Annotated in this window: 8 protein-coding genes and 1 tRNA gene; 6 read left to right on the forward strand and 3 right to left on the reverse strand. The window is 60.4% G+C overall.

Going from position 1 to position 20,800, the window contains the following annotated elements:
* Positions 1–36 precede the first annotated feature (36 nt).
* A complete protein-coding gene (locus G5S37_RS13085; protein ID WP_165204575.1) occupies positions 37–1,650 on the forward strand; it encodes an Rne/Rng family ribonuclease in 1,614 nt (537 codons plus the stop codon).
* A 113-nt stretch (positions 1,651–1,763) separates the two neighbouring features.
* Here G5S37_RS13085 and G5S37_RS13090 read toward each other — a convergent pair whose 3' ends face one another.
* On the reverse strand, positions 1,764–10,661 hold the full coding sequence (locus G5S37_RS13090) for a tetratricopeptide repeat protein (protein ID WP_165204576.1): 8,898 nt from the start codon (positions 10,659–10,661) through the stop codon (positions 1,764–1,766).
* A 181-nt stretch (positions 10,662–10,842) separates the two neighbouring features.
* The gene (locus G5S37_RS13095) at positions 10,843–11,373 is read right to left on the reverse strand and encodes a hypothetical protein (RefSeq protein WP_165204577.1); all 531 of its coding nucleotides are present in this window, start codon (positions 11,371–11,373) and stop codon (positions 10,843–10,845) included.
* 349 nt (positions 11,374–11,722) lie between these two features.
* Here G5S37_RS13095 and G5S37_RS13100 point away from each other — a divergent pair, with 349 nt between their 5' ends.
* Positions 11,723–12,829: an efflux RND transporter periplasmic adaptor subunit gene (locus tag G5S37_RS13100; protein WP_165204578.1), complete on the forward strand. Its 1,107-nt coding sequence runs from the start codon at positions 11,723–11,725 to the stop codon at positions 12,827–12,829.
* Positions 12,830–12,838: 9 nt separating this feature from the next.
* A complete protein-coding gene (locus G5S37_RS13105) occupies positions 12,839–15,946 on the forward strand; it encodes an efflux RND transporter permease subunit (protein ID WP_165204579.1) in 3,108 nt (1,035 codons plus the stop codon).
* Between the two features lie 413 nt (positions 15,947–16,359).
* Here the strand turns inward: G5S37_RS13105 and G5S37_RS13110 are convergent, their stop codons facing one another.
* Positions 16,360–17,223, reverse strand: coding sequence for a hypothetical protein (locus G5S37_RS13110; RefSeq protein ID WP_165204580.1), 864 nt, complete (start codon positions 17,221–17,223; stop codon positions 16,360–16,362).
* Positions 17,224–17,570: 347 nt separating this feature from the next.
* On the opposite strand from G5S37_RS13110, the gene G5S37_RS13115 reads away from it, so the two are divergent.
* From G5S37_RS13115 to G5S37_RS13125, 3 genes are all read left to right on the forward strand, one after another.
* Positions 17,571–18,815: an MFS transporter gene (locus G5S37_RS13115; RefSeq protein WP_206026430.1), complete on the forward strand. Its 1,245-nt coding sequence runs from the start codon at positions 17,571–17,573 to the stop codon at positions 18,813–18,815.
* A gap of 49 nt (positions 18,816–18,864) precedes the next feature.
* The gene (locus G5S37_RS13120; protein ID WP_165204583.1) at positions 18,865–19,962 is read left to right on the forward strand and encodes a substrate-binding domain-containing protein; all 1,098 of its coding nucleotides are present in this window, start codon (positions 18,865–18,867) and stop codon (positions 19,960–19,962) included.
* Between the two features lie 117 nt (positions 19,963–20,079).
* Positions 20,080–20,152: transfer RNA gene (locus G5S37_RS13125), tRNA-Arg, on the forward strand.
* Positions 20,153–20,800 lie beyond the last annotated feature (648 nt).

Below are 20,800 nucleotides of genomic sequence, written 5' to 3' on the forward strand. Positions count from 1 at the left end.
CCTGCTAACCGCAACCTCATTTAAATTTTTACGCTTATGGCTTTGGAGTTTGTCAAAAACGGTATCAAACGAATCACGCAGTTCATCACCGGGAAGAAGGATCCCACCCAGGGCACTCGCATTGTGATCAATTGCGAGAAGCTCGAGAATCGCGTGGCCCTGCTCGAAAACGGCATCCTGGAGGAATACTCGGTGGAGCGCGTGGGCACCACCCACCTGGTGGGCAGCATTTACAAAGGCCGCATCAAGAACATCGAGCAGGGCCTCAAGGCCATGTTCGTGGACATCGGCCTGGAGAAAAACGCCTTCCTGCATTTCTGGGACGCCATCCCTGAGGCGCTTAACACCCAGGCCATGGAAGAGGTGAGCCGCGGCGGCAAGGGTGGACAGAAGAAAAAGAGCATCAACGCCAAGGACATTCCCGACCTCTATCCTGTGGGCTCGGAAATCCTCGTGCAGATCACCAAGGGGCCCGTGGGCAACAAGGGACCGCGTGTCACCACGAACATCTCACTGGCCGGCCGTCTGCTCGTGCTCATGCCGCAGAACGAATCCTGCGGTATCTCGCGCAAGATTGACGATCCGAAGGAACGCACCCGCCTGCGCCGCATCATCGAGGGACTCAGCCTTCCCGAGGGCATGGGCATCATCCTGCGCACGGAGGCCTCCGGCAAGCGCACCCGCCACATCGTGCGCGACTTGAGCATCCTGCTGGAGCAGTGGAAGGATATCGCTGCGCGCCGCGACAGCCAGAAGGCACCCTGCTGCTGCTTCGAGGAGCCAGACATCTTCGAGCGCACCGTGCGTGACTTCCTCACGGAAGACCTCGATGAGATCGTCTGCGATGATCCGGCCACGGTGGATCGCATGAAGGAACTCGTGGCGCCGATTTCGCGCCGCGCCCAGCGTCGCATCACCTTGTTCAACGGCCCCGGCGCGTTGTTTGAGAAATACAATGTACAGCGCCAGATCGACACCGCATTCTACCGCCAGGTGTGGCTGAAGTGCGGCGGCTACATCGTCATCGACCAGACCGAGGCGCTCATCGCCATCGACGTAAACACCGGACGCAACAAGGGAAGCGGCCAGAACGTGGACAAGGTCATCCTCCAGACGAACATGGAGGCGGCCGCGGAAGTCGCCCGCCAGCTGCGCCTGCGCAACATGGGCGGTCTTGTGGTGGTGGACTTCATCGACATGAAGCACGGCAAGGATCGCTCCGCCGTGTACAAGTCGATGGTCGATCACACCCAGCGTGACAAGGCCAAGACGCAGATCCTGCAGATTTCGCAGTTCGGTCTGATGGAAATGACCCGTCAGCGTCTGCATGAGAGCCTGAGCGATGCCATGTTTGAGGAGTGCGCGCACTGCAAGGGCCATGGTCAGATCAAGACACCGCTCACCATGAGCGTGGAAATCCAGCGCCGCCTCACCTCCGTGCTGGCCCGTCTGCCGGAGAACAACCGGGATGTGGTCGTCGTCATCCACCCGGATGTCATGCAACGCCTGCGTTCCTCGGACGATCAGATTCTTGTCGATCTCGAGCGCAAGTATCAGGCTCGTCTCACCTTCCGCACGGATCCCACGTACATGCGCGAGCAGGTGCTGCTGGCAAACTCGAAGACCGGCGAGGAAATCAAGCTGGCGTAACGCGAATTACAAATCAAGGAGGGGCGACTTCAGTCGCCCCTTTTTCGCGCTTCGAGCGCGAATCAACGGCAGCTGAAGCAGCCGCTCCTTGGGTGGTGCGGCGCTCCTACTCCCTATTGCGAGACCGCACCCTCCTTCGGTTGCTGCAGTCTCTTCAAGAGGGCGGCACGCTGGCTCTTGGCTCCAGGTCCCATCTTTTTCTCGTCGAGGGCGAGCAGGTCTGACGAGGCTTCCTCGTCGCGTTTGAGTTGGGCGAGCAACTCTGCCTTACGACAGATGAAGGCGGCGGAGGTGGCGTAGTCAGCGGTGGATTGACTGATCGCGAGATCAAACGCTGCGAGCGCTTCATCGGTGAGTCCACGTTGCGCCAGCACATCTGCGGCTTCGCCGGCAGTGCGGCCCTTGCGAGGAAGGGCCTCAGCGAGAATCTTCCAGACGGCGGGGATTTCCTCGGGTTTGAAGGCCTTGTCCTTGGTCAGCGTGCTGATGAGGTTGGCAACATTGGTGCCGCTTTCGGGATAGCGTGGGCCAATCCATTCATCCTTCAGCAGGGCACCGACGAGTGCGGCCCGGTCTTCCGGCTTGCTGCGGAGCTTGGCGTCCTGGTTCATCGTGTCGAGATAGGCCCAGACGCGGAAGTGATCTGAAAGAGAGGCATTCAGTTTCTGCGCGCGGTCCACGGTGAGTGTCTTGCGCCAGGCGGTGATGGCTTCCGGGTGGCCTTCCAGGTGATGGATGAGAAGCTTCAGGCCGACAGCGTCTGAGACGTGCTCGCTGTACAGTTCATCCGGCGTCTTGGTGAGGATGTGATCCACGAATGCCAGCATGGCCGTGCGGTCAGGTTTCTGCTGGCTGCTCCACTGGTACGGCACTGCCCACAACGCATCCCACACACAGTTTCGTGCGACGGCCTTGCGGTAGTACTCGTGCTGGGTCGAGTCGGTGACCAGTGCCCTGTCGTAGGCTTCGATGGCGGCCTTCGTGTCGCCGCTCCAGAGCTTCCTGCCGATACTGGCCACCATGGGCTTGAGCCGGCGGTAGGATTCCTGGGAATTCTGGGACTTTGCCAGGGCAGCGATATCCACCTTGGCTGCGGCTTCGTCGAAGTCGGCGGAGAGTGGTTCGTAGCAGTAGTACTGCTGGCCGAACTCCTCAAGGCACGAGCGCTTCACCTCGGGATTGGTAAAGGTGATATCCTTCATCCGCTTCGTGAGCGCGAGCATGCGCTTGCGGCGGTCCGTGTAGTTGGGAATGGATGCCTGATCGGGCTTGGGCGGGTCTGGCAGGTTCGAGAGGATGACTTCGCTGAGGAAAACTGCATCCGCGTCTGCTTGTACGGTGGGCAATTGAGTCACGGCCTGCGCGACCTCGGCATTCCACACCAGGCTCTTCTCATAGGGGTATGTGATGGATGACGCGAATGCATGGGTCCACTCGACCGCATCCTTCACACGGCCTTCCGAGGCCAGCACCGCCAGGAAGGACGGGTCATCCCGAAGCTGATCGAGGAAGGAGAGGCGCATTTCCCCCAGCCACTTTTCATTGCCGGCATGGGCCGCCATGCGCAGGACATTCAAGATTGGCCAGTCATGCGGGTCATACACTGGGTTTTCACCCGGCGTCAGCAGGGCATTGCGTTTCTGCCAGGCTGCCCAGTGCGCCTGCGCGAGATTTTTCCATGCATCATCGGCTGGCAGACGGCACCATGCCTTGAGAAGCCAGCCGTATTGGTAGCCGTGCATGCACTGCAGCTTTTGTTGAGCGTCCAGCGAGAGCTGACCCGCCACCGCTGCGACTTCCACAGGAATGGATTCCGGGGCGCGGTAGCAAAGGTGATGGGTCAGAGCCAGCCTGGCGCGCGGGTGCAGCTTCTCATCCCGCAGGCGTGCGATCTCATGCTGCCACACTGCGTGCACTCCACCGAGTTCCGCGAGTGCCTTTTGCATGTCGGCATTTCCCCGCGCACCGGGATCCGTGGCCAGGAAGAATCGTCCGGCGAGAGCCAACTCCTTTGCCAGCGCTGACAGTGCCGTCATGGCAGGATCACTTGCGGCCTTCTCCGCCCATTGCAGCGTGGGGATGCGCTGAGTGAGGGGGAGGCGGGTGTAGAAGTCGTAGAAGGCCAGCGGCAGCAGGGTGTGCGGTGTATCGCCCAGCTCTTCCTGCAGTGCGGTCAGCATGGCTTGCGAGCTGCTGCCGGTGTTGATGGCACCGCCACCTTGCTTCCATGCATCATGCAGGGCCTGGCCCCATTTACAGTCGTGGGACCATCCATGCATGGTGAGATTGCCGCTCACATCCTCGTGAAAGAGCTGCATGGAGAGCCCCAGCATCCGTAGCTTGGGAGACTCCTTGATCGCCCTCGAGAGCATCTCGGAGCGGAGTGTCCATCCATTGCTGGCGGTGTAGTTGTTCCAATCCTCGGTCGCTTGCTTCGCCTCCATGAGCTTGCAGGCATGGTTGAAAAACTCCCCGGCCTTCTTCCTGTCGCTGGTGGAGAGCTCGATGAATTTCTTCACCAGCTCCTGCTCGTACTTCTCGTCATCGATCTGCAGCTCCTGCATCTTCTTCGCGGTCATCCACTTTTCCAGAAGGCCCTTCTGCTCCGCGAGTTCACCGGCGAAGATGGGCTTCAGTGCCTCCTTCATCACCGGGTCGAGCGTCGCCATGTTCTTGGCAGTGGCGGACACGTTCAGCCGGATCAGGGATGCCAGGCCGGGGACGCGATCTGCCGGAATGGTAGCCAGATCGAAACTGCGACGCTTGATGAACTCTGTAAGGGCCGCGTCCACATTTTGCTGAAGCATCACTTCCGTAAGGTCCACCCCAAAGGTGCGGGGCTTCGACTTCAGCGCTTCGCCCATCGCCTTGCGCACCTCGGGCTTACCTCTCACCACGCTGAAGATGTTGTGCACGATATTCTGCTCATTGAGCACGCGGATGGTGGTGGCTTCATTGAAGAACCCGGCCTCCTGCAGGAAGGCCATGCTTAGCCCAGCGTCCTCACCCACCTCGTTGATGTTTTGTGCGATGGTGTTGCGCATCCATTCGCCGTGATTGATCAAGCCGGTGATGATGGCGCCCTGCAAGGCAGCTGCCTTGGTCTTGGGACGCTCGGCCAGCGTGGAGAGCATCGTGCCCACATTGTAGGCATCGCGATCATTGAAGGAGCCGCCACGACCGTAGCGCGTGCTCACAAAGGCGCTCATGCGCTCAGGCCAGCGGTTCTGATGGGAACCGAGATAGGTGGCAATTACCTGCTGGATGAATGCAGCCGTGTCCGCCTCCGGTGCGAGCTTTGCCCGGGTTTCGAGATACAGTTGAAAGTAGCTGCCCTCGTTGTAGCTCGAGGTGCCTTTCATGAGGGATATCATCGGCTTGTCCAGCACGGGACCGCGGAGCTTGCGTTCGTCCCAGCGGTCCACCAGCCACACGGCGTGTTCGAGCTGGCGGTAACCCGAGCCAGAGCTTCCTGCGGTTGCGGTACGAAGGAAGGTTTCCGCAGAGTCGGAGAAATCCTGCGGTTCACTGGTCCACACACGCACCCTTGTTTTCAGGAGGGCAAATTCGCTGCGGTCCATCGACTGCTGCACGGCGGGGAGGATCTCCGACTCGATGGTTGAAGCCTGCCCATTCTTCCACGCGCGCCACACCAGAAACTCCGCCGGCTGCGGTCTCCAGAGCGCGGTGATTTCCTCGTAGGCGGAATACCTGCGTGGCTGCAACGGAGTCGGCATCTGACCGGAGGAATAGAATGCCTTTGATTTCGCGACGAGCTCCGTGGCCAGCGCAGCCAGCTCCTCGACATTGCCGCCCTCGTGCAAGACCAGTCCTGCATGCCAGGCGAATGCCGAAGGGGCCAGACGTGGATAGAGCATCATGGCCTTGCACAGCCGGTCCATTGCGGCGCGGCGCACCTTGAGCTCTGGAGCGTCTGGTTTGACGTAGTTGTAGCGTTTGTCGTCGTAGGGGTCCCTGTCGTACAGGTAGGGCAGGGACTTGCCGCCTCCATATGTGCGGCGGGCCAGCATCGCCGGGAGTTCCTGCACCCAGTCCAGGTCCGTGCGCATGCGCCGCGCGGCCTCATCACCGGCGTGCTTCTCCAGCACGGCGGACATGGCATTGAAGAGCGCCGCGCGGACATCCGTGGTCATGTTGCTGTCATTGGACAGTTCCACGATGATGTAGCCCAGTGCTTGGTTGAAGGCCTTGAGCGGCACGGTTTCCAACAGTGTGATGGCCTTCTGGGGATCCGTCGGGGCCATCAGCACGAGCAGGCGGATGCGTGAGATGTACGAATCCGGGTGCTTCTGCACGAGATCTTCATAGACCTGGCGCGCGAGTACCTTTTCGCCGGCAATCTCCAACAGAGAGGCGTATTCCTCCTGCCTTGCGAGAGCCGCGCCAAGGCCGGGATTGAGGGCGGCCACGAGTTTCGTTTTGGCGTCGGGGAAGTTCAGCCGTCGCATGAGCGTGGCGCCTTCCTGAACTGCATAGCCGCTGTTGCCATCCCAATAGGAGGAGCGGATGGTGCGCAGTTCAGCGACGACCGCCTTGATGGCCTCGGCCGGATCGTTCTTGGCCAGGGCCTTCTCCACTCGGGTGCGGCTGGTTTGCCGCGAATAGCCTCCCGAACTTCCACGCTGGGGCTGGGGAGTCGGAGCCAGCGCGGCCAGCCGCTTCCATTGCTCTGACTCCTCCTTGAGCCCGAGGGTGGCAAAGGCCTCGGCGAGTTCATCACGCTGCCGGGCATCCAGCTTGGCGCTTCGCAGGCGCCTCGCGGCCTGCTGACCCGCCTCTGCGAAGGGTGCCATCTTCTCCTTTTCCTTCAGGTTCGTGACAGCATGGACGATTGCGGCATCCACCTCGGCACGGCGGGCGCCGTCCATGGGGAATGCCTGCATGCGCACCAGCAGCTTCAGCGCGCGCTCATGGTCCCCGGCGGTACCTGCGTAGCTGGCTGCGAGGAGCAGGTCATCGAGCGTGACATCGTCCCTCCCGGAGCGGGCCTGGAGTTCCTCCTCCACGCGCTTGCTCTGACTGGCTTTGTACGCCAGGGCGATGCGCATGGACGGATCCTCCACCTTATCCAGCAGGGGAACGATGGCGGCATAGTCATCCTCCGGTCCGGGGCGTGCATAGTTTTGCGAGCCCGGATTGAAGGGGTCCACGAACTGCATCATCATCGAGAACAGGCCCGGCAGTGAATCGCTGGTAGGGAAGGGAAGGGGACGCAGCAGTGCGCTGTTTTGGGACGAAGAACGGTAGCTCCAGGCCTTCATCGATTTCTGCGTCGCGACATCTGCTTCACGCAGGGTTTTCATGAAATGATTCCACAGGGTGATGTAATCCTCCCACGCGCCTTCGGCCCGGCAGGCATTTGCCGAGTAGAGGATGGAATAGTCAAACGAACCCGGCTTCGCCGGAGGTTGGGTGGTGAAGTTTCGCACCATGGCCGCGCGCAGTTTCTTTCGGAGCGGATCCGGCAGGTCGATGCGCTGCTGCTCCACCCGGCTGCTGTTCTGGCCGCCACCCAGCATGCGGGCGAGCTCACTGGTGAGAGACGCATTGATGTCCTTTGCGTTCTCCATGTCAGCCAGTGCCTTCTCCAGCATGGGCAGCCCGACGTCAGTATCCGATTTCACAGCGGCAACGGCTGCCCGGAAGGCCGGGAGCGGATACTTCTCCTTGAGAACGTCGAACGCCGCCCGGCATTGTTCGATGGGAAGGGTCCGGCTGCCGCTCCCGCTCCCACCGTTGAATTCCACGCCGAACATTTGCAGGAGTGGATCCGAGGGGTTTGCCTCCAGAGCCTCCTCCACCACGGTCACGTTCCATGAGGCCTGCTCATTTGGCTCGAATGCCAGAAGCACCTTCACCTGCCCCGTGCCGGATGCCTCGAGTGATGTGGCGATGCGCGTTCTCTCTGCAGTATCAGCATCCGCGTGGAGCTGAATGAGATTGGCCAGGGCGTAGCGTCTTGCGGTCGAGACATCCTTGGGAACCTTCACTCCGGAGGACAAGGCCGTGCTGCTACGTTGATACCGCTGGCGGTATTGGGTCGCTTCATACATGGCGCGAAGCGTGCGGTAAATGTCTGATGTGCCAGGCGGTGAGGTCTTGTCGAGATTGCCATAATATGATTTCTCCCAGGAAGATTGCAGCGAGGGCAGGGCCTTCTTCAACACCTCCTCCACTTCCTCCTTCGCCGCGGCGACTTGCAGAAACTCGGTGATCGCGCCGCTCGCGTCGGTGCTCTGATACTGCGCAATGGCTTTGACATAGCGCAGGCGGTAGTCGGCCGGATGTTTCGCAACCAGTGGGGTGAGAAATGCCACCGCCTTGTCCCAGTGCTGGCGTGCCATCATGGCTTCCGCAAGGCGCAGGGCATCCTTGGGGTCGATCGCGCTGCCACCCATGAGATCTCCCAGCAGGCGGAAGCCAGTCTCTTCATCTCCTGAACGCAGTTGCGTCATGGCGATGGCCTGCTTGGTACGCCATCCAGTATCCAACGCAGCGGCCTTCTCCAGCGTCTGCATGGCTTGTTTGAAGTTGCCGGTGTCTTCTTCCACCCGTGCGATCTGATGCAGGAGATCGATGTCCTTCGGCCGCAGGCGTGAGGCTTCGACCAGGCAGCGGCGGCGTTCGGCATCGTTGTTGGTCACACGGGCGATTTCTGCGAGGGCGAGCCACGGGGTGGCATCTTCACGATTGCGGCGCTGGCGTTCCTGGAAGTTCGCCGTCACGTCCTTGATGGCATTCCGCGACTGCGCTGCCTGGGCCAATGCGGCCACCCAGCGTATCTTGTCATCGAGCGACTCGGCCTTCTCCACCAGCCGCAGGAAGATGCGCTCGGCATCGCCAAACTGTCCCGCGTCCGCATAGGCATTGGCCAGCGCGGCGGCGACGTTATCATCGTCTTCAAACTTCCGCGATGCAGCGCGCAGGATTTTGATGCTTTCCTGAGGCTTGTTGAGTTGAGTGAGCAGCGCGGCTTCGGTGAGCCAGGGCTGCAGAGCGCCGGGCGAGAGGGTCTTCCATTCGAGAGCCACCTTCAAAGCTGCCTCGGGTTCGCCGGAGCGGTCCTTCAAGTCGACTAGTCGCTGGAGATGCTGCGAATTGCGGCCCTCCGGCAAAGCGATGAGTTTCTCCAGCTCCTGTGCAGCGCGCGGCCAGTCCTGGCGGGACTCAATCAATCCCACGAGCCGTGTCTGGGCGAGTAGGGCATGCTCTGCACTCGCTTCCCGCAGCGTGCGCTCTGAGGTTTCCTTTTCACCGCTCTCTTCGAAGAGCGTTGCAAGGAGGCACCGCTCCGCGATGCTCAACGCTGGCTGGCCTTGCAGCGATTTAATAGTCGTCGGCACTTGCTGCGCATTCTCCAGGATTTGTACCGCCTGGCGGATGGAGTCCTCCAGCATGCCGGGATCGATCGTGAGGCGGACGCGATCCAACGCGAGTGGTACGGCAGCCTTCTCCTCCTTAACGCTGATGGCTGCGGTGAGCAGGGGAGCGAGGTAACGCGGATCCTTGCCAAACTCGCCCAGGCGCGACATCAGCACTTCGTGCGCGGCCTTTGCCTCCTGCCGCGCCAGCAATGCCTGCGAGACGGCGAGCACTTGCTCTTGATCCCCTTTTGCCGCAAGCTCCTTCCAGATGGCTAGTGCTTGCTCGCGAGAGCCGGTACGATGCAGGAAATGCGCCTGCGCTTCACGCGCGCTGGTGCTCTGCGGAAAGGTTACGATGAGTTTCTCGAAAGCAGTCTTCGCATCGTCCTTGCGGCCCCAGTTCTCCAGTTGCATGGCCACGCGCAGGTGGTCGTATTCCGTTGCACCGGGCATGGCGAGATAGGCATCAAGCGAGGCGCTGGCGGCCTTGGTATCGCCGGAGTGCTGTTGCTGGGCTGCGAGGCGCAGGTGCAGTTCCTTGTCGCCGGGGTTCTGCTCCAGCAGCAGTTTCGTTTGCGGAATGGCTTCGGTGAAATTCCCAAAGCGCTCCAGCAGATCGAGATAACCTTCACGCAGATCACGGCGACCGGGTGTGCGTGCCAGCAGATCCTTGTACGTGGCGAAGGCCTGGTCCTTGAGCCCGGTCTCCGCCTGCACGCGGGCGAGGTGTCGCTTGATGGCCACACGCTTGTCTTCCGCGGTGGCGAGCTTTTCCAGATGACCGGCGAGTCCGCTGAGGTTGTCCTCGCGGCGGAAAATCTGGTCCGTTTGCGCCAGTGCCTCGCTTTCGATCCAGGTATCGTAGCCGGACTGCCGGACCACTTCGCTGAGCTGCTCCAGTGCCTCTGCCTTCATGCCGGCGCGCAGGTAGATGTCTGCAAGCCTCATGCGGCGTGTGACCTTGGTGTAGGCGTCTTTTGTTTTATCGATGAGGCTCTTCATCAGAGCCACGGCCTCGGTGTAGAGACCTTCATCGAGCTGCACATCCACGACTTCCTCCGCGAGGTCTTCGTCATCCGCGTGGGCTTCCAGCAGCTTGCGCCAGGCGGTGAGGGCGTCTTCAGGCTTGCCGGTGCGCAACAGCACACGACCGCGCTGCTTCTCGATTTCCACGGCCAGTGTTTTGTCAGGCTTTTGTTGGAGTGCCTTGTCCAGGCTGTCCAGTGCTTGGGTGAAGTCCAGCATGCGCACCTGAAGCCGCGCGAGCTCCTGCCAGGCGGGGGGATTGCCAGGATCCGCGGCCAGGCCTTTTTTGAAGGCGGTCACGGCATCCGCTTCATTGCCTCGACGTGTCTCGAAAAGAGCGAGCAGCAGGTGGTCCCCGGCTTTGGCCTCCGGCTTGGCAGCGACTGCAATGAGGTGCTTTCCGAGTTCGTCCGGCGTGGAGGCCTCATACCAGGCATCGAGGAAGCGCTCAAAAACCACACCGAACTGCGGTCTTTTGCGCAGCATGTCGAGGTAGCGGCGGGCCTTCTCTGGAGGCTCTGTCTGCGCCTGCGTCTGCGCCAATACTGGCGCGGCGGCGAGCATCATGAGACCAAGCACAAGTGTGAGGCGGATTCCCATGTTCATGGCGGCAGATCTTACCCGGGTTTGGTTTCCGGCAGCAAGCGCGATTCTGACGTGCATGGATTAACTTTTGTTCACAAGAAGGGCGCTAATTTACAAAGGAACCACCACCACTGGGCTACCCAACTCGACGCACCTTTGCCGTGAGGCTGGAACACCGCTTTCCCTGCGCTCCATCTCACTTCGTGTGGAGTTCCACATCGGCCCACGCCAGGGCCTTCGCGCGCTCCCGTTTTCGACGAACGGAAAAGGGGGCGAAGATCAATGTCTCCGCCGGGGCCCATAACACCACCCAGGCCACAATGACGAGGCTCTTGCTCAATGCGGTGAGCAGCCGCGCACTCCCCAAGGAGAGAATAGCCTCGCTCAGCATGATCAAAGCCGCTACGACCGCGAGGGCCTTCAGGAAACTCCACCATCCCTTCTGATAGATCGCGCGCAGTTCCTTCCGGGCTTCAATGTACTCTTCATGGAACTGGGTGCGTACCGCCGTCTGCACCTCCTCCTGCCGGTTCTTGTCTTCCGCGGGCACCACGACGTCGACCTGGAAACGGGTGCACTTCGGAAATCCCGAAGCCTGCACCCGCAGCACATGCGCAGCCTCAGGATGGAGTCCGGGCTGGGTCAGCGGCGTGTCTGCAAGATTGAGCAAACGATCCACCGAGCGAACATCCAGACTCAGGCGAATATCTTTCGGTGTCGTCTTCATGGGGGGAGGCAGAAAGAAACCCGATTTTGTAAGACCTCGAAAAACGACGCATCAGAGAGAATGCGCACATCATCTTCACAAGATGGAAAAGCACGAGTTACCAGACATGGCAGCAGAAGGAACACAATGGAGTCTCATGGCAACCAACGCCCGCCATTTGGAAAACAGGACTTTGACAGAATGACGGCTCACGCGACGCAGGTCAATACAGGAAGAGTGCCAAAACAGCCCAGTTCAATTTTGTCGACAAGATAGAAACTGAGTTCAGACGGACAGGCGCGGCAGAATAAATGTTTTTCTTGAGAATAGGATTGTAAACCTTCTTCGAATGTGAGGAAATCGCACAGCCATGCGAAGCGAATCAAATCGCCTTCCACTCCTGCTGGCAGCGGGTTTCACGCTATTTGTTGTTGGCTGCTCGGATGAGCCTGAGGAACGCAAACCTGCCACCCCTCCCGTTACCATCTTCTCACTGCCGGAGGTGGGCGAGGCGCCGTTCCGAAGTTTTCCGGGTGAAGTTACCGCCGAGCACAATGTTAACCTCTCCTTCGATGTCGGCGGGCGGCTCGTGGATTTCCCGGTGTATGACGGCAAAGTGGTGAAGCCCGGGGATTTGATTGGCCAACTGGATCAGAATGACTTCCGCGCCGCTCTCGACAGCGTGCAGGCATCCTTCAGGGCCGCACGCCAGGAGTATGATCGCGGTCGTGGTCTTCTGGAACGGAGGGCGGTTTCGCAAAGCGAGGTTGACCGCCTGCGTGAAGCCTTTGAAGTGGTGGAGGCCTCCCAGCGCGCGGCGCAGAAGGCCTTTGATGACACGAAGCTCTTCGCCCCGATCAAGGGCCGCATCTCCCGCCGCTTCGTGCGCAATTTCCAGAACGTGCAAGCCCGCGAGCCGGTGGTGCTGCTGCAGGATATCAGTACACTCGAGGTCGACGTACAGGTCCCAGAGGCTCACTTTGCCATGCTGGATCGAAACGTTACTGCCGGAGAATTGAGCAAGCGCATCGAAGGCTCGGTCGAGTTTCCCGCCATCCCCGGCGAGCGCTTTCCGCTCACGCTTCGTTCCTTCGCCACGCAGGCGAATCCTTCCTCCCGCACCTTTCTCGTTTCCTTTGTCCTGCGACCTCCCGAGGATCGCAACATCCTTCCCGGCATGACCTGCACGGTGCATCTCCGCTTCCGCAAGGAGGACGGCTCACCACTGGTCCAACCGGGTCTCTTCCAGATTCCCGTGCGTGCACTGCTCACCGCGGAAGGCAAGACCTGGGTCTGGCGCTGGGACGCCGCGACGGGCAAGGTGGAGCGCGTGCCAGTCGAAGTGGCCACGCTCGCGGGGGACTCGGTGCAGATTCGCTCGGAGGGTCTCAAGCTGGGTGATGATCTCGTTTCCTCTGGAGTGCGCTTCCTGTCGGCGGGCATGACCGTGCGGCGGCTTGAGGGTAACAAGCCTTGATTCTCCTCCATGAATCCCGCCGAAGCGTCCATCCGCTATCGCACTGTTACGCTTGTATTCACCTTCCTGATGGTGGTGCTCGGCGTCGGTGCCTACATGAACCTTTCCCGGCTGGAGGATCCGGAGTTCACGATCAAGGACGCGCTCATCATCACGCCTTATCCCGGCGCCACGGCTGAGGAGGTTTCAGAGGAAGTAACAGATTTGATTGAGCGAGCCGCGCAACAACTTGGCCAGGTGGATCGCGTGGTCTCCCGCTCGGAGCGCGGGCGCAGCACCGTGACCGTCACCATCAAGGACCAATACGGAGCCAACGAATTGCCGCAGGTGTGGGATGAACTCCGCCGCCGTATCAATGATGCGCAGCGCGCGCTTCCTCCAGGCGCGGGCCCCTCGCTGGTGCTCGATGACTTTGGCGATGTGTTCGGCATCTTCTTCGCCATCACGGGAGAGGACTACTCCTATGCGCAGCTTCACGATGTGACGAAGATGCTCCGCCGGGAACTCCTGCTGGTGGATGATGTGCAAAAGGTCGAGCTCTACGGCGTGCAGCAGGAGGTCATCTACCTGGAGGTTTCCCGCGACCGCAGTTCCCAGCTCGGCATCAGTCCGGCAGAGATTCACGCCGCCTTGCGTGAGCAGAATCTCGTGGTGCCCAGCGGTGCGGTGGATGTCGGTGCCACACGGCTGGCCATCAGCCCCACGGGGGTGTTCCAGACGGTGGAAGAGTTCGGAGAGCTCATCATCCGGCGTGGTGAGCAAAGCGGGGAACTGGTGCACCTGCGGGACATCGCCACCATCCGCCGGGGTTATAGCGAGCCTCCGGACACCATCTTGCGCTATGATGGCAAGCCTGCCATCGGCCTCGGCATTTCCACACTCAGTGGTGGCAATGTGGTCACCATGGGAGCTGCCGTGGAACGGCGCATCCGCGATCTCGGCTCGGAGATCCCACTCGGGGTGGAGTTGCACAAGATCTCCTTCCAGGCGGACACGGTGACCGTCTCCATCAATGACTTCGTCTCGAATCTCGGGCAGTCCGTGGTGATCGTCATCGTGGTGCTGCTCCTCGCGATGGGCCTGCGAAGTGGATTGATCATCGGGGCCATCCTCCTCATCACCATCTGCGCGACGTTCATCGTGATGCATGCGAATGGGCTCATCCTTGAGCGCATCTCGCTCGGGGCCCTTATCATCGCGCTCGTCATGCTCGTGGACAATGCCATCGTCATCACGGAGGGCATGCTCATCGCCATTGAGAAGGGGGTGGACCGCATGAAGGCGGCCAAAGACATCGTCTCGCAGACGGCCATTCCGCTGCTCGGTTCCACCATCATTTCCGTGCTCGCCTTCGGCGCGATTGGCCTTTCTGATGACTCTACGGGGGAGTACTGCCGCTCGCTTTTTGATGTCCTTCTCATCTCGCTCCTGCTGAGCTGGCTCACGGCTATCACCATCACGCCGCTGTTTTGTTATCTCTTCCTCACCCCGGGGAAGAAGACTGGCGACGGCCCGCCGAAGGATCCCTATGCAGGCATCGTGTACCAGACCTACAAGAAGCTCCTGCTGCCCTGCCTGCGCTTCCGCTGGGCCACGGTGCTCGCCTTGGTGGGGCTCATGGCCCTTTCCATCTGGGGCTTCCGCTTTGTCGAAAACAGCTTCTTCCCCGACTCCACACGCGAGCAGTTCATGGTGGATGTCTGGTCGCCCGTCGGCACACGGCTCGATGCCAGCGCCAAGACGGCGGAGGAAATGGAGAAGCACCTCAAGTCCATGCCTGGGGTCACCCATGTCACCACCTGCGTGGGCCAGGGTGCTCTGCGCTTCCTGCTCACGTATGCGCCGGAGATGTTCGACTCTTCGTTTGTGCAGTTCATTGTCGACGTCGATGACCACAACAACATTGCCAAACTGCTGCCACAGGCGCAGAAGGAACTGAGCGAAAAGTACCCGGACGCCCTCATCATCACCAAGAGGTTCCTCCTCGGACCGGGTGCTGGCGGACGCATCCAGGCCCGCTTCTCCGGTCCGGATCTCACTGTGCTGCGCTCGCTGTCGGATCAGGCCATGGCGATACTGCGTGCTGACGGCGGCGCGATGGGCGTGCGCATTGATGCGCGCGATGAGATGCCGGTCGTCCGTCCGCAGTTCTCTGAAGCGCAGGCGCGGCTCGCCGGTCTCACGCGCACCGACCTGGGGCAGGCCCTAGCGGATGCCACTTCAGGACGCCGCATCGGCATCTATCGCGAAGGAGACGAGCTCATTCCCATCGTCGCCCGTGCCCCCGAGAGCGAGCGCAGCGATCCGCAGTACATTGAGAACATCCAGATCTTCAGCCCCGTGGTCCGGCGTGGCATTCCCATCCGCCAGATTGTCTCCGAGTTCTCGACTGAGCTGGAGGATCCCATCGTCACCCGGCGTGACCGGCTGGCCACCGTCACCGTGCATGCCGACCAGACGAGCGGTCTCGCCAGCACTCTTTTCGAGCGCATCCGCAAACCGATCGAGGACATCCCTCTGCCGCCCGGCTATGCGATGGAATGGGGTGGTGAACACGAGGACTCCACCCGGGCCAAGGGCGCGCTCGCGGGAACGCTTCCCATGTTCCTGCTCGCGATGGTGCTCATAGTCGTGTGCCTTTTCAACTCCCTTCGTATCACGGCCATCATCTGGCTCACGGTGCCACTCGCTCTCATTGGGGTGGTCATAGGTCTGCTGACCTTCAATCAGCCCTTTGGATTTATGGCGCTGCTTGGCGCACTCAGCCTCTCCGGCATGCTGATCAAGAACGCCATCGTGCTTATCGATGAGATCAACACACAACTGAAGTCGGGCAAGGTCCCCTGGGACTCCGTGGTGGATGCTTCCATCAGCCGCGTGCGCCCGGTGCTCATGGCTGTGCTCACCACCGTGTTCGGCCTCATCCCACTCACGATGGATGTCTTCTTCGGCGCCATGGCCGTGACCATCATCGTGGGCCTGCTCTTTGCTTCCGTGCTGACCTTGATCGTCGTGCCCGTGCTTTATGTGATCTTCTTCCGGTTTAAGGATACGGCCGCTCCTGATGCTGCACCCGCAGTGCCCGGCAGTGCGGGTGGAGCGGGAGCTACAGCGTGAGTGATGCCTGTATTGGTGGCGTATATGAAGTTATTCAGTGAGCGCTGGCACCTGGCACCGAGACGACTCCCAATGGTGTCGAAGAAACGAGTGAGGTGATGAAGCGCTTTGCGTCTTGGAGTGCGGTGGCACAGGCCTCCCTTGAGGCGGCGACACCGCGTTGAACGGAGGAATCTCGACCTGATGTTCCAGAGAACTTCAGTGAAATCCAGCATCCCAAGCTTCCTGCGGGAGATCATTTTGGGAATTGCAATGCCGTCCCGCATCCGTAGCGTTCATTCTCTTCGTTCAAAGCGGTGTCGCGCCTTGGCGCTTGCCGCCGCGCTCCAAGACGCAAAGCGCAGATTCAAGTCGGGAAGACTGGGTCACCTGCACGGTTCTTGTCCAGATGCCTTTCTTTCCTCACACCCGCCTCACTCCTCCGCCACCGTGAACGGATGCGCGATGAGCATCTCGTTGTTCGCATAGATGACCATGTGATACTTCCCTGCGGGAAACTTGTCTGGCAGTTCGAAGGAATAGACCAGCTCGGTATCTTCCAGTGGCCAGTCTTCCACGGTGATCTCGGAGTTCTTCAAGATGCTCTTCTCGCCCTTGTCATCGATCTGGCCGATGAACATGCGCACGGGCACTCCCTTTGTATTGCCGCCTGTGGTGGCACACTTGAAGACGAGATCGTTGTCCGAGGTCGTGAGCCCAGTCTTCTCCGTAGACTTGCCATCCTTGAAGGAAAGAATTGTCACGCCCGTGGCCTTGATGGGCGCCTCGCGGTCCTTGGTCGCCTTCACGAGGTAACCCGCCGTGCCGACGGGCTGGCCCTCGCAGGTGAAGAAGACCTTGAAGAAGCCCACCGGCCAGTTCTTTTTCAAGTTCCACTCGGCGGGTAGTTTGCCTTCCTTGTCAGTCTTGCCGCTGACTTCCACGATGCTCAGTCCCGCGCCCGCGGTTGTGCGCATGGCTTTCAGCTTGGCAGTGATCATTTTCTCCGCGCCCTGGGGACCGAAGTCGAAGATGAAGTACTGCTTCTGCTGGTTTTCAGGGAAAGTGAAATCGCTCAGCTCCGAGCCGGGTCCCGATCGCGTGCCAATGCTGCCTCCGATCTCGACTTTGAACCCACTCTTGCCGACCTCCGCCTTGTTGATGATGCTGTCGCTGAAGCAGCGCATTCCCTTGATCTCGAATCCGGGGTCCGCCGGCTGCTTCGGCTTGGCGGAGGGGTCCTGGCTCCATGCGAAAACGGCGAAGCTGAAGCAGAGGCAGATGACAGGCAGTTTCATGGGTGATGATGTTGAAGATTGCGGGAGCAAATTGGAAGGTTGGCGCTTGGTCAGGAAGAAGGGCTGCAGGCGAGATCATCCTTCACATGATGAAGCAAGGCAGCCCCACAGAAAGGCCAGGTACCCAATGGATTTCATGGTCGTCATGGCAAAGATGTGTTGGAAACAGCGGTCGACATTTGCCACATGCACCCTCCGGTGAAAAGTCGGAACAGCTATCTGGTAAAAAAGTTTCTCCACTTGAGAAGGATGGGCGCCTGCAGCACGCGGTTTCCCTTTCATTTCCTGTCATTCTCCGGCAAGTCATTTGCACGCGGGAGGGAATTGGAAGATTTTAACGGCCGCCAATGCCGCCTTCCTCGTCCGCCACCATCATGTTTCGCAACGAAATGTGGCGGTCTGCTCCGGCGGGTATTCTGGACACGGCGTACACCACCTTTGGCATGATCGTGGCGGTGAAGGTTTTCGACGCGAGTGATGCGGCGAAGGCCATGTTCCTGGGCAGCCCGCGCATCGGGATGATTGCTGCCATCTTTGTGGTGCCGATGCTGCTGCGCATGCGTAGCACGGTGGCGCAGACGGCTGCGGTCACGCAACTGGTGGCAGGCCTGTGCTTCGCGCTCTCGGCATTGTTTCCGCATTCAGAGGTGATGTTCATCACGGGTATCAGCCTGGGCTTCATCCTCTTCGCCCTGCAGATCCCGCTCATGACGCAGCTCTACCGGACGAATTATCCCCCGGCGAAGCGTGGCAGGCTCTATGCGATCACAGGCATCATGCGCGCGCTGGGGGCGGCCGTCTTCAGCTGGGGTGGGGGATGGCTGCTGGGCTGGAATCTGGAGGCGTATCCGTGGCTGCTGTGGTCCTTCGCCCTGATGGCAGTGCTCAGCGGGTGGCTGACCTATGGATTGCCGGCCACCCCGTGGGAAGTGCCCGAGTCCGGCGACCGGAGCCTCTGGCGCTCGTGGCGCTGGGTGCGTGAGGACCGCGACTTCCGCACACTGCTTATTTCGTGGATGATGATGGGGGTGGGGAACCTCGTGGCCTTCTCGCTCTTCGTGGAGTTCCTCGCGAATCCCACCCACGGCATTGCCCTGAGCGCGGACAGGGTGGCGCTGCTCACTGGCGTCGTCCCGTTGCTGGCACGGCTGGCCTCCACCTACCACTGGGGCATCCTGTTTGATCGCGCTCCTTTCTTCGTGGTGCGCATCACGCTGAATCTCATCACCGCCGCCTCCATCCTCTGCTTTTTCCTGGGGGACAATGAATGGTGGTGGGGCGCGGGCATGGCGCTTTCGGGACTCTCCCTGGCAGGCGGCAATCTGGCGTGGGCTCTCTTTGTCACCAAGCTCGCACCTGAGCACGCGGTGGCCGAATACATGAGCGTGCACACGTTTCTCACCGGCATCCGTGGTGTGCTGGCGCCATTTCTGGCCTATGCCATGATCGAGTGGTGGTCATTCACCACGATGGCGTGGATTTGCGCCGGTCTGGTGGCGGCGGCGAGTGGATTCATCGCGGTGCGTAAAAAGGGTGAGCGCATTGGGGGCCGGGAAGCTCGACCGGAGCTTTCCGAAGACGAAGCCCTGTGATACATCGATTCTGTTCGATTCTCTTTCGTTCCCTTCCTATCCTTTGAGCATGGTGGATACCCCCTCAACACCCTCGCACCTTCATTCATCCCGCATCTCCGCGGCTGGCATCGGTCATGTCCTGTGGAAGCTGTTGTGCGTGGTGCTCATCACTGCGGCATCCTCATGCAAGCCCAAGGACCCGAATGAGCAGTACGGCGCGCCGCCTGCGCGCGGTCAGAAGGACAACCGGGTGAAGGTCGCCATTCTGGCGGACTCCCGGGACATGCCCCTGAGGAATTACCAGAGCGCCCTGCTTGAACGCCTTATCCGCAAGCGCCCAGCCATGCACGTGGCCCATTACTATGCCGCAGGGAATGCTCTCGCGCAGGCCCGGCAAATCCGCGAAGCTGTGGAGTCCGGGGCCAGGTTCATCGTGATCTTTCCACTTCAGGAATCCGTGATCGCCCCGGCCCTGCGGGAAGCCGTTGCCAAGGGCGTGCGCGTCATCTCGCTCGCAGGAGAACTGCCGGAGGACACCTTCACCGTGTCCATCATCAGCGATGAGCGCCGTCTTGGAGCCATGGCTGCCGATTTCGTGCTCCAGGCGCTGAAGGCCAAGGCGGCGGATGAGGGACGCCCTGCCACTGTCGGGCGCGTCGTGCAGTTGCGCGGCGACGATGAGAGCGCGAGTGCCACGGAGCGCGCCTTGGGATTCATCGAAACCCTCCAGCGTGAACCCGGCGTGGTGCTTGTACACGACGCCCCTGGGGGATGGGACGACAAGAATGCCGCCGCGCGCATCCAGGAGGCCCTGAGGCTCCAGAAGCAGTTCGACGTGGTCTATGCCCACAATGACCTGATGGCTGCCGGCGCCGCGAAGCAACTGCGCGAGACCAGCGTGGACACCCGTGAGTCCATGCTCATCCTCGGCACCGATGCCGTCCCCGGCGCTGAGGGTGGAGCGAGCCTGGTGAACAAAGGCGTGCTAGATGCCACCATCTTCCACCCGCCGCTGGTGGATGTCGCTTGGCGCGAAATCGAACGCTTCCTGGACGATGCCAGCTACGCCCCCAAAAAGCGCCAGAAGGTGAAGCCCCTCCTCATCACGCCTAGCAACGCCGCCGACTTTGAGCGCCAGTCCCTGCCTGCACCTCAGGTCGAATGAAGTACGGCATGAGGTGAAGCGGCAGAAAGTTACAGATTTCTTGAAAAAGCATGCCGCTGAGTTTGACAATACCTTGGTTCTAAGTACTATCACATCCCGCTGCCAAACGCAGCAAACGCACCCGTAGCTCAATGGATAGAGCATCTGACTACGGATCAGAAGGTTACACGTTCGAGTCGTGTCGGGTGCACTTTCACTCTCAGCAAGTTACGCTGAGGATGCTCGACCAGTTGAGTCGGCTGTTGTGCAAAAGTTGTGCATTCTGAGAGCCGTTTCCCCACGGAGTTCCGTGGCCTGTGTCTTTCTCCAATTTTCCGAACCCGGCGGGAAATCGAAGGGTCAATTTAAGCCGGCATGCCCTAAAGTGGCCAAGGGTGTGCATAGCCTGGGGGCGTAGGGTAAACGAAGGGTTGCGTACGAACACCTCCCCTTTTTGGTGACCATCTGAGTTCGCTCTCGGTAACCCTTGATGTCAGAGCGCGCGGAGGCCCACCGAAGGTGAAGAGTTGAGCGATGTAGGGCACTGCTAGGGTTTCAGGCGAGTCGAGCCCTCGCTGGGGTGCATGCATTGAGCGATCCTGGCGGACAGGTGCCGCATCGGCGCGGCTGCCATGTGGGAGGGTAACCGAAGGGTTTCAAATGAGTCTTGAGACTCGGTTCCAGGGGTGTGCGGGCCGATCGTGCTCATACCCTATCCCAACCCTAGGCGTAGGGTAAACGAAGGGTATCTATTGATTCCGCGCGTTTTTCCCATTGTCGGCGAGGCGCGAATTGGACAAAGTTGGCAAATTTGTCACCATGCATTAATGGTTCGACTTTGCCATAAGTTCTCGTGTTG

This window comes from Roseimicrobium sp. ORNL1 (assembly GCF_011044495.1).
GTDB lineage: Bacteria > Verrucomicrobiota > Verrucomicrobiia > Verrucomicrobiales > Verrucomicrobiaceae > Roseimicrobium.

Bases quoted from the DNA above. Each gene is read 5' to 3' on its own strand.
- G5S37_RS13085 (WP_165204575.1), top strand. From the start codon at position 37: ATGGCTTTGGAGTTTGTCAAAAACGGTATCAAACGAATCACGCAGTTC.
- G5S37_RS13090 (WP_165204576.1), bottom strand. From the start codon at position 10,661: ATGGGAATCCGCCTCACACTTGTGCTTGGTCTCATGATGCTCGCCGCC.
- G5S37_RS13095 (WP_165204577.1), bottom strand. From the start codon at position 11,373: ATGAAGACGACACCGAAAGATATTCGCCTGAGTCTGGATGTTCGCTCG.
- G5S37_RS13100 (WP_165204578.1), top strand. From the start codon at position 11,723: ATGCGAAGCGAATCAAATCGCCTTCCACTCCTGCTGGCAGCGGGTTTC.
- G5S37_RS13105 (WP_165204579.1), top strand. From the start codon at position 12,839: ATGAATCCCGCCGAAGCGTCCATCCGCTATCGCACTGTTACGCTTGTA.
- G5S37_RS13110 (WP_165204580.1), bottom strand. From the start codon at position 17,223: ATGAAACTGCCTGTCATCTGCCTCTGCTTCAGCTTCGCCGTTTTCGCA.
- G5S37_RS13115 (WP_206026430.1), top strand. From the start codon at position 17,571: ATGCCGCCTTCCTCGTCCGCCACCATCATGTTTCGCAACGAAATGTGG.
- G5S37_RS13120 (WP_165204583.1), top strand. From the start codon at position 18,865: ATGGTGGATACCCCCTCAACACCCTCGCACCTTCATTCATCCCGCATC.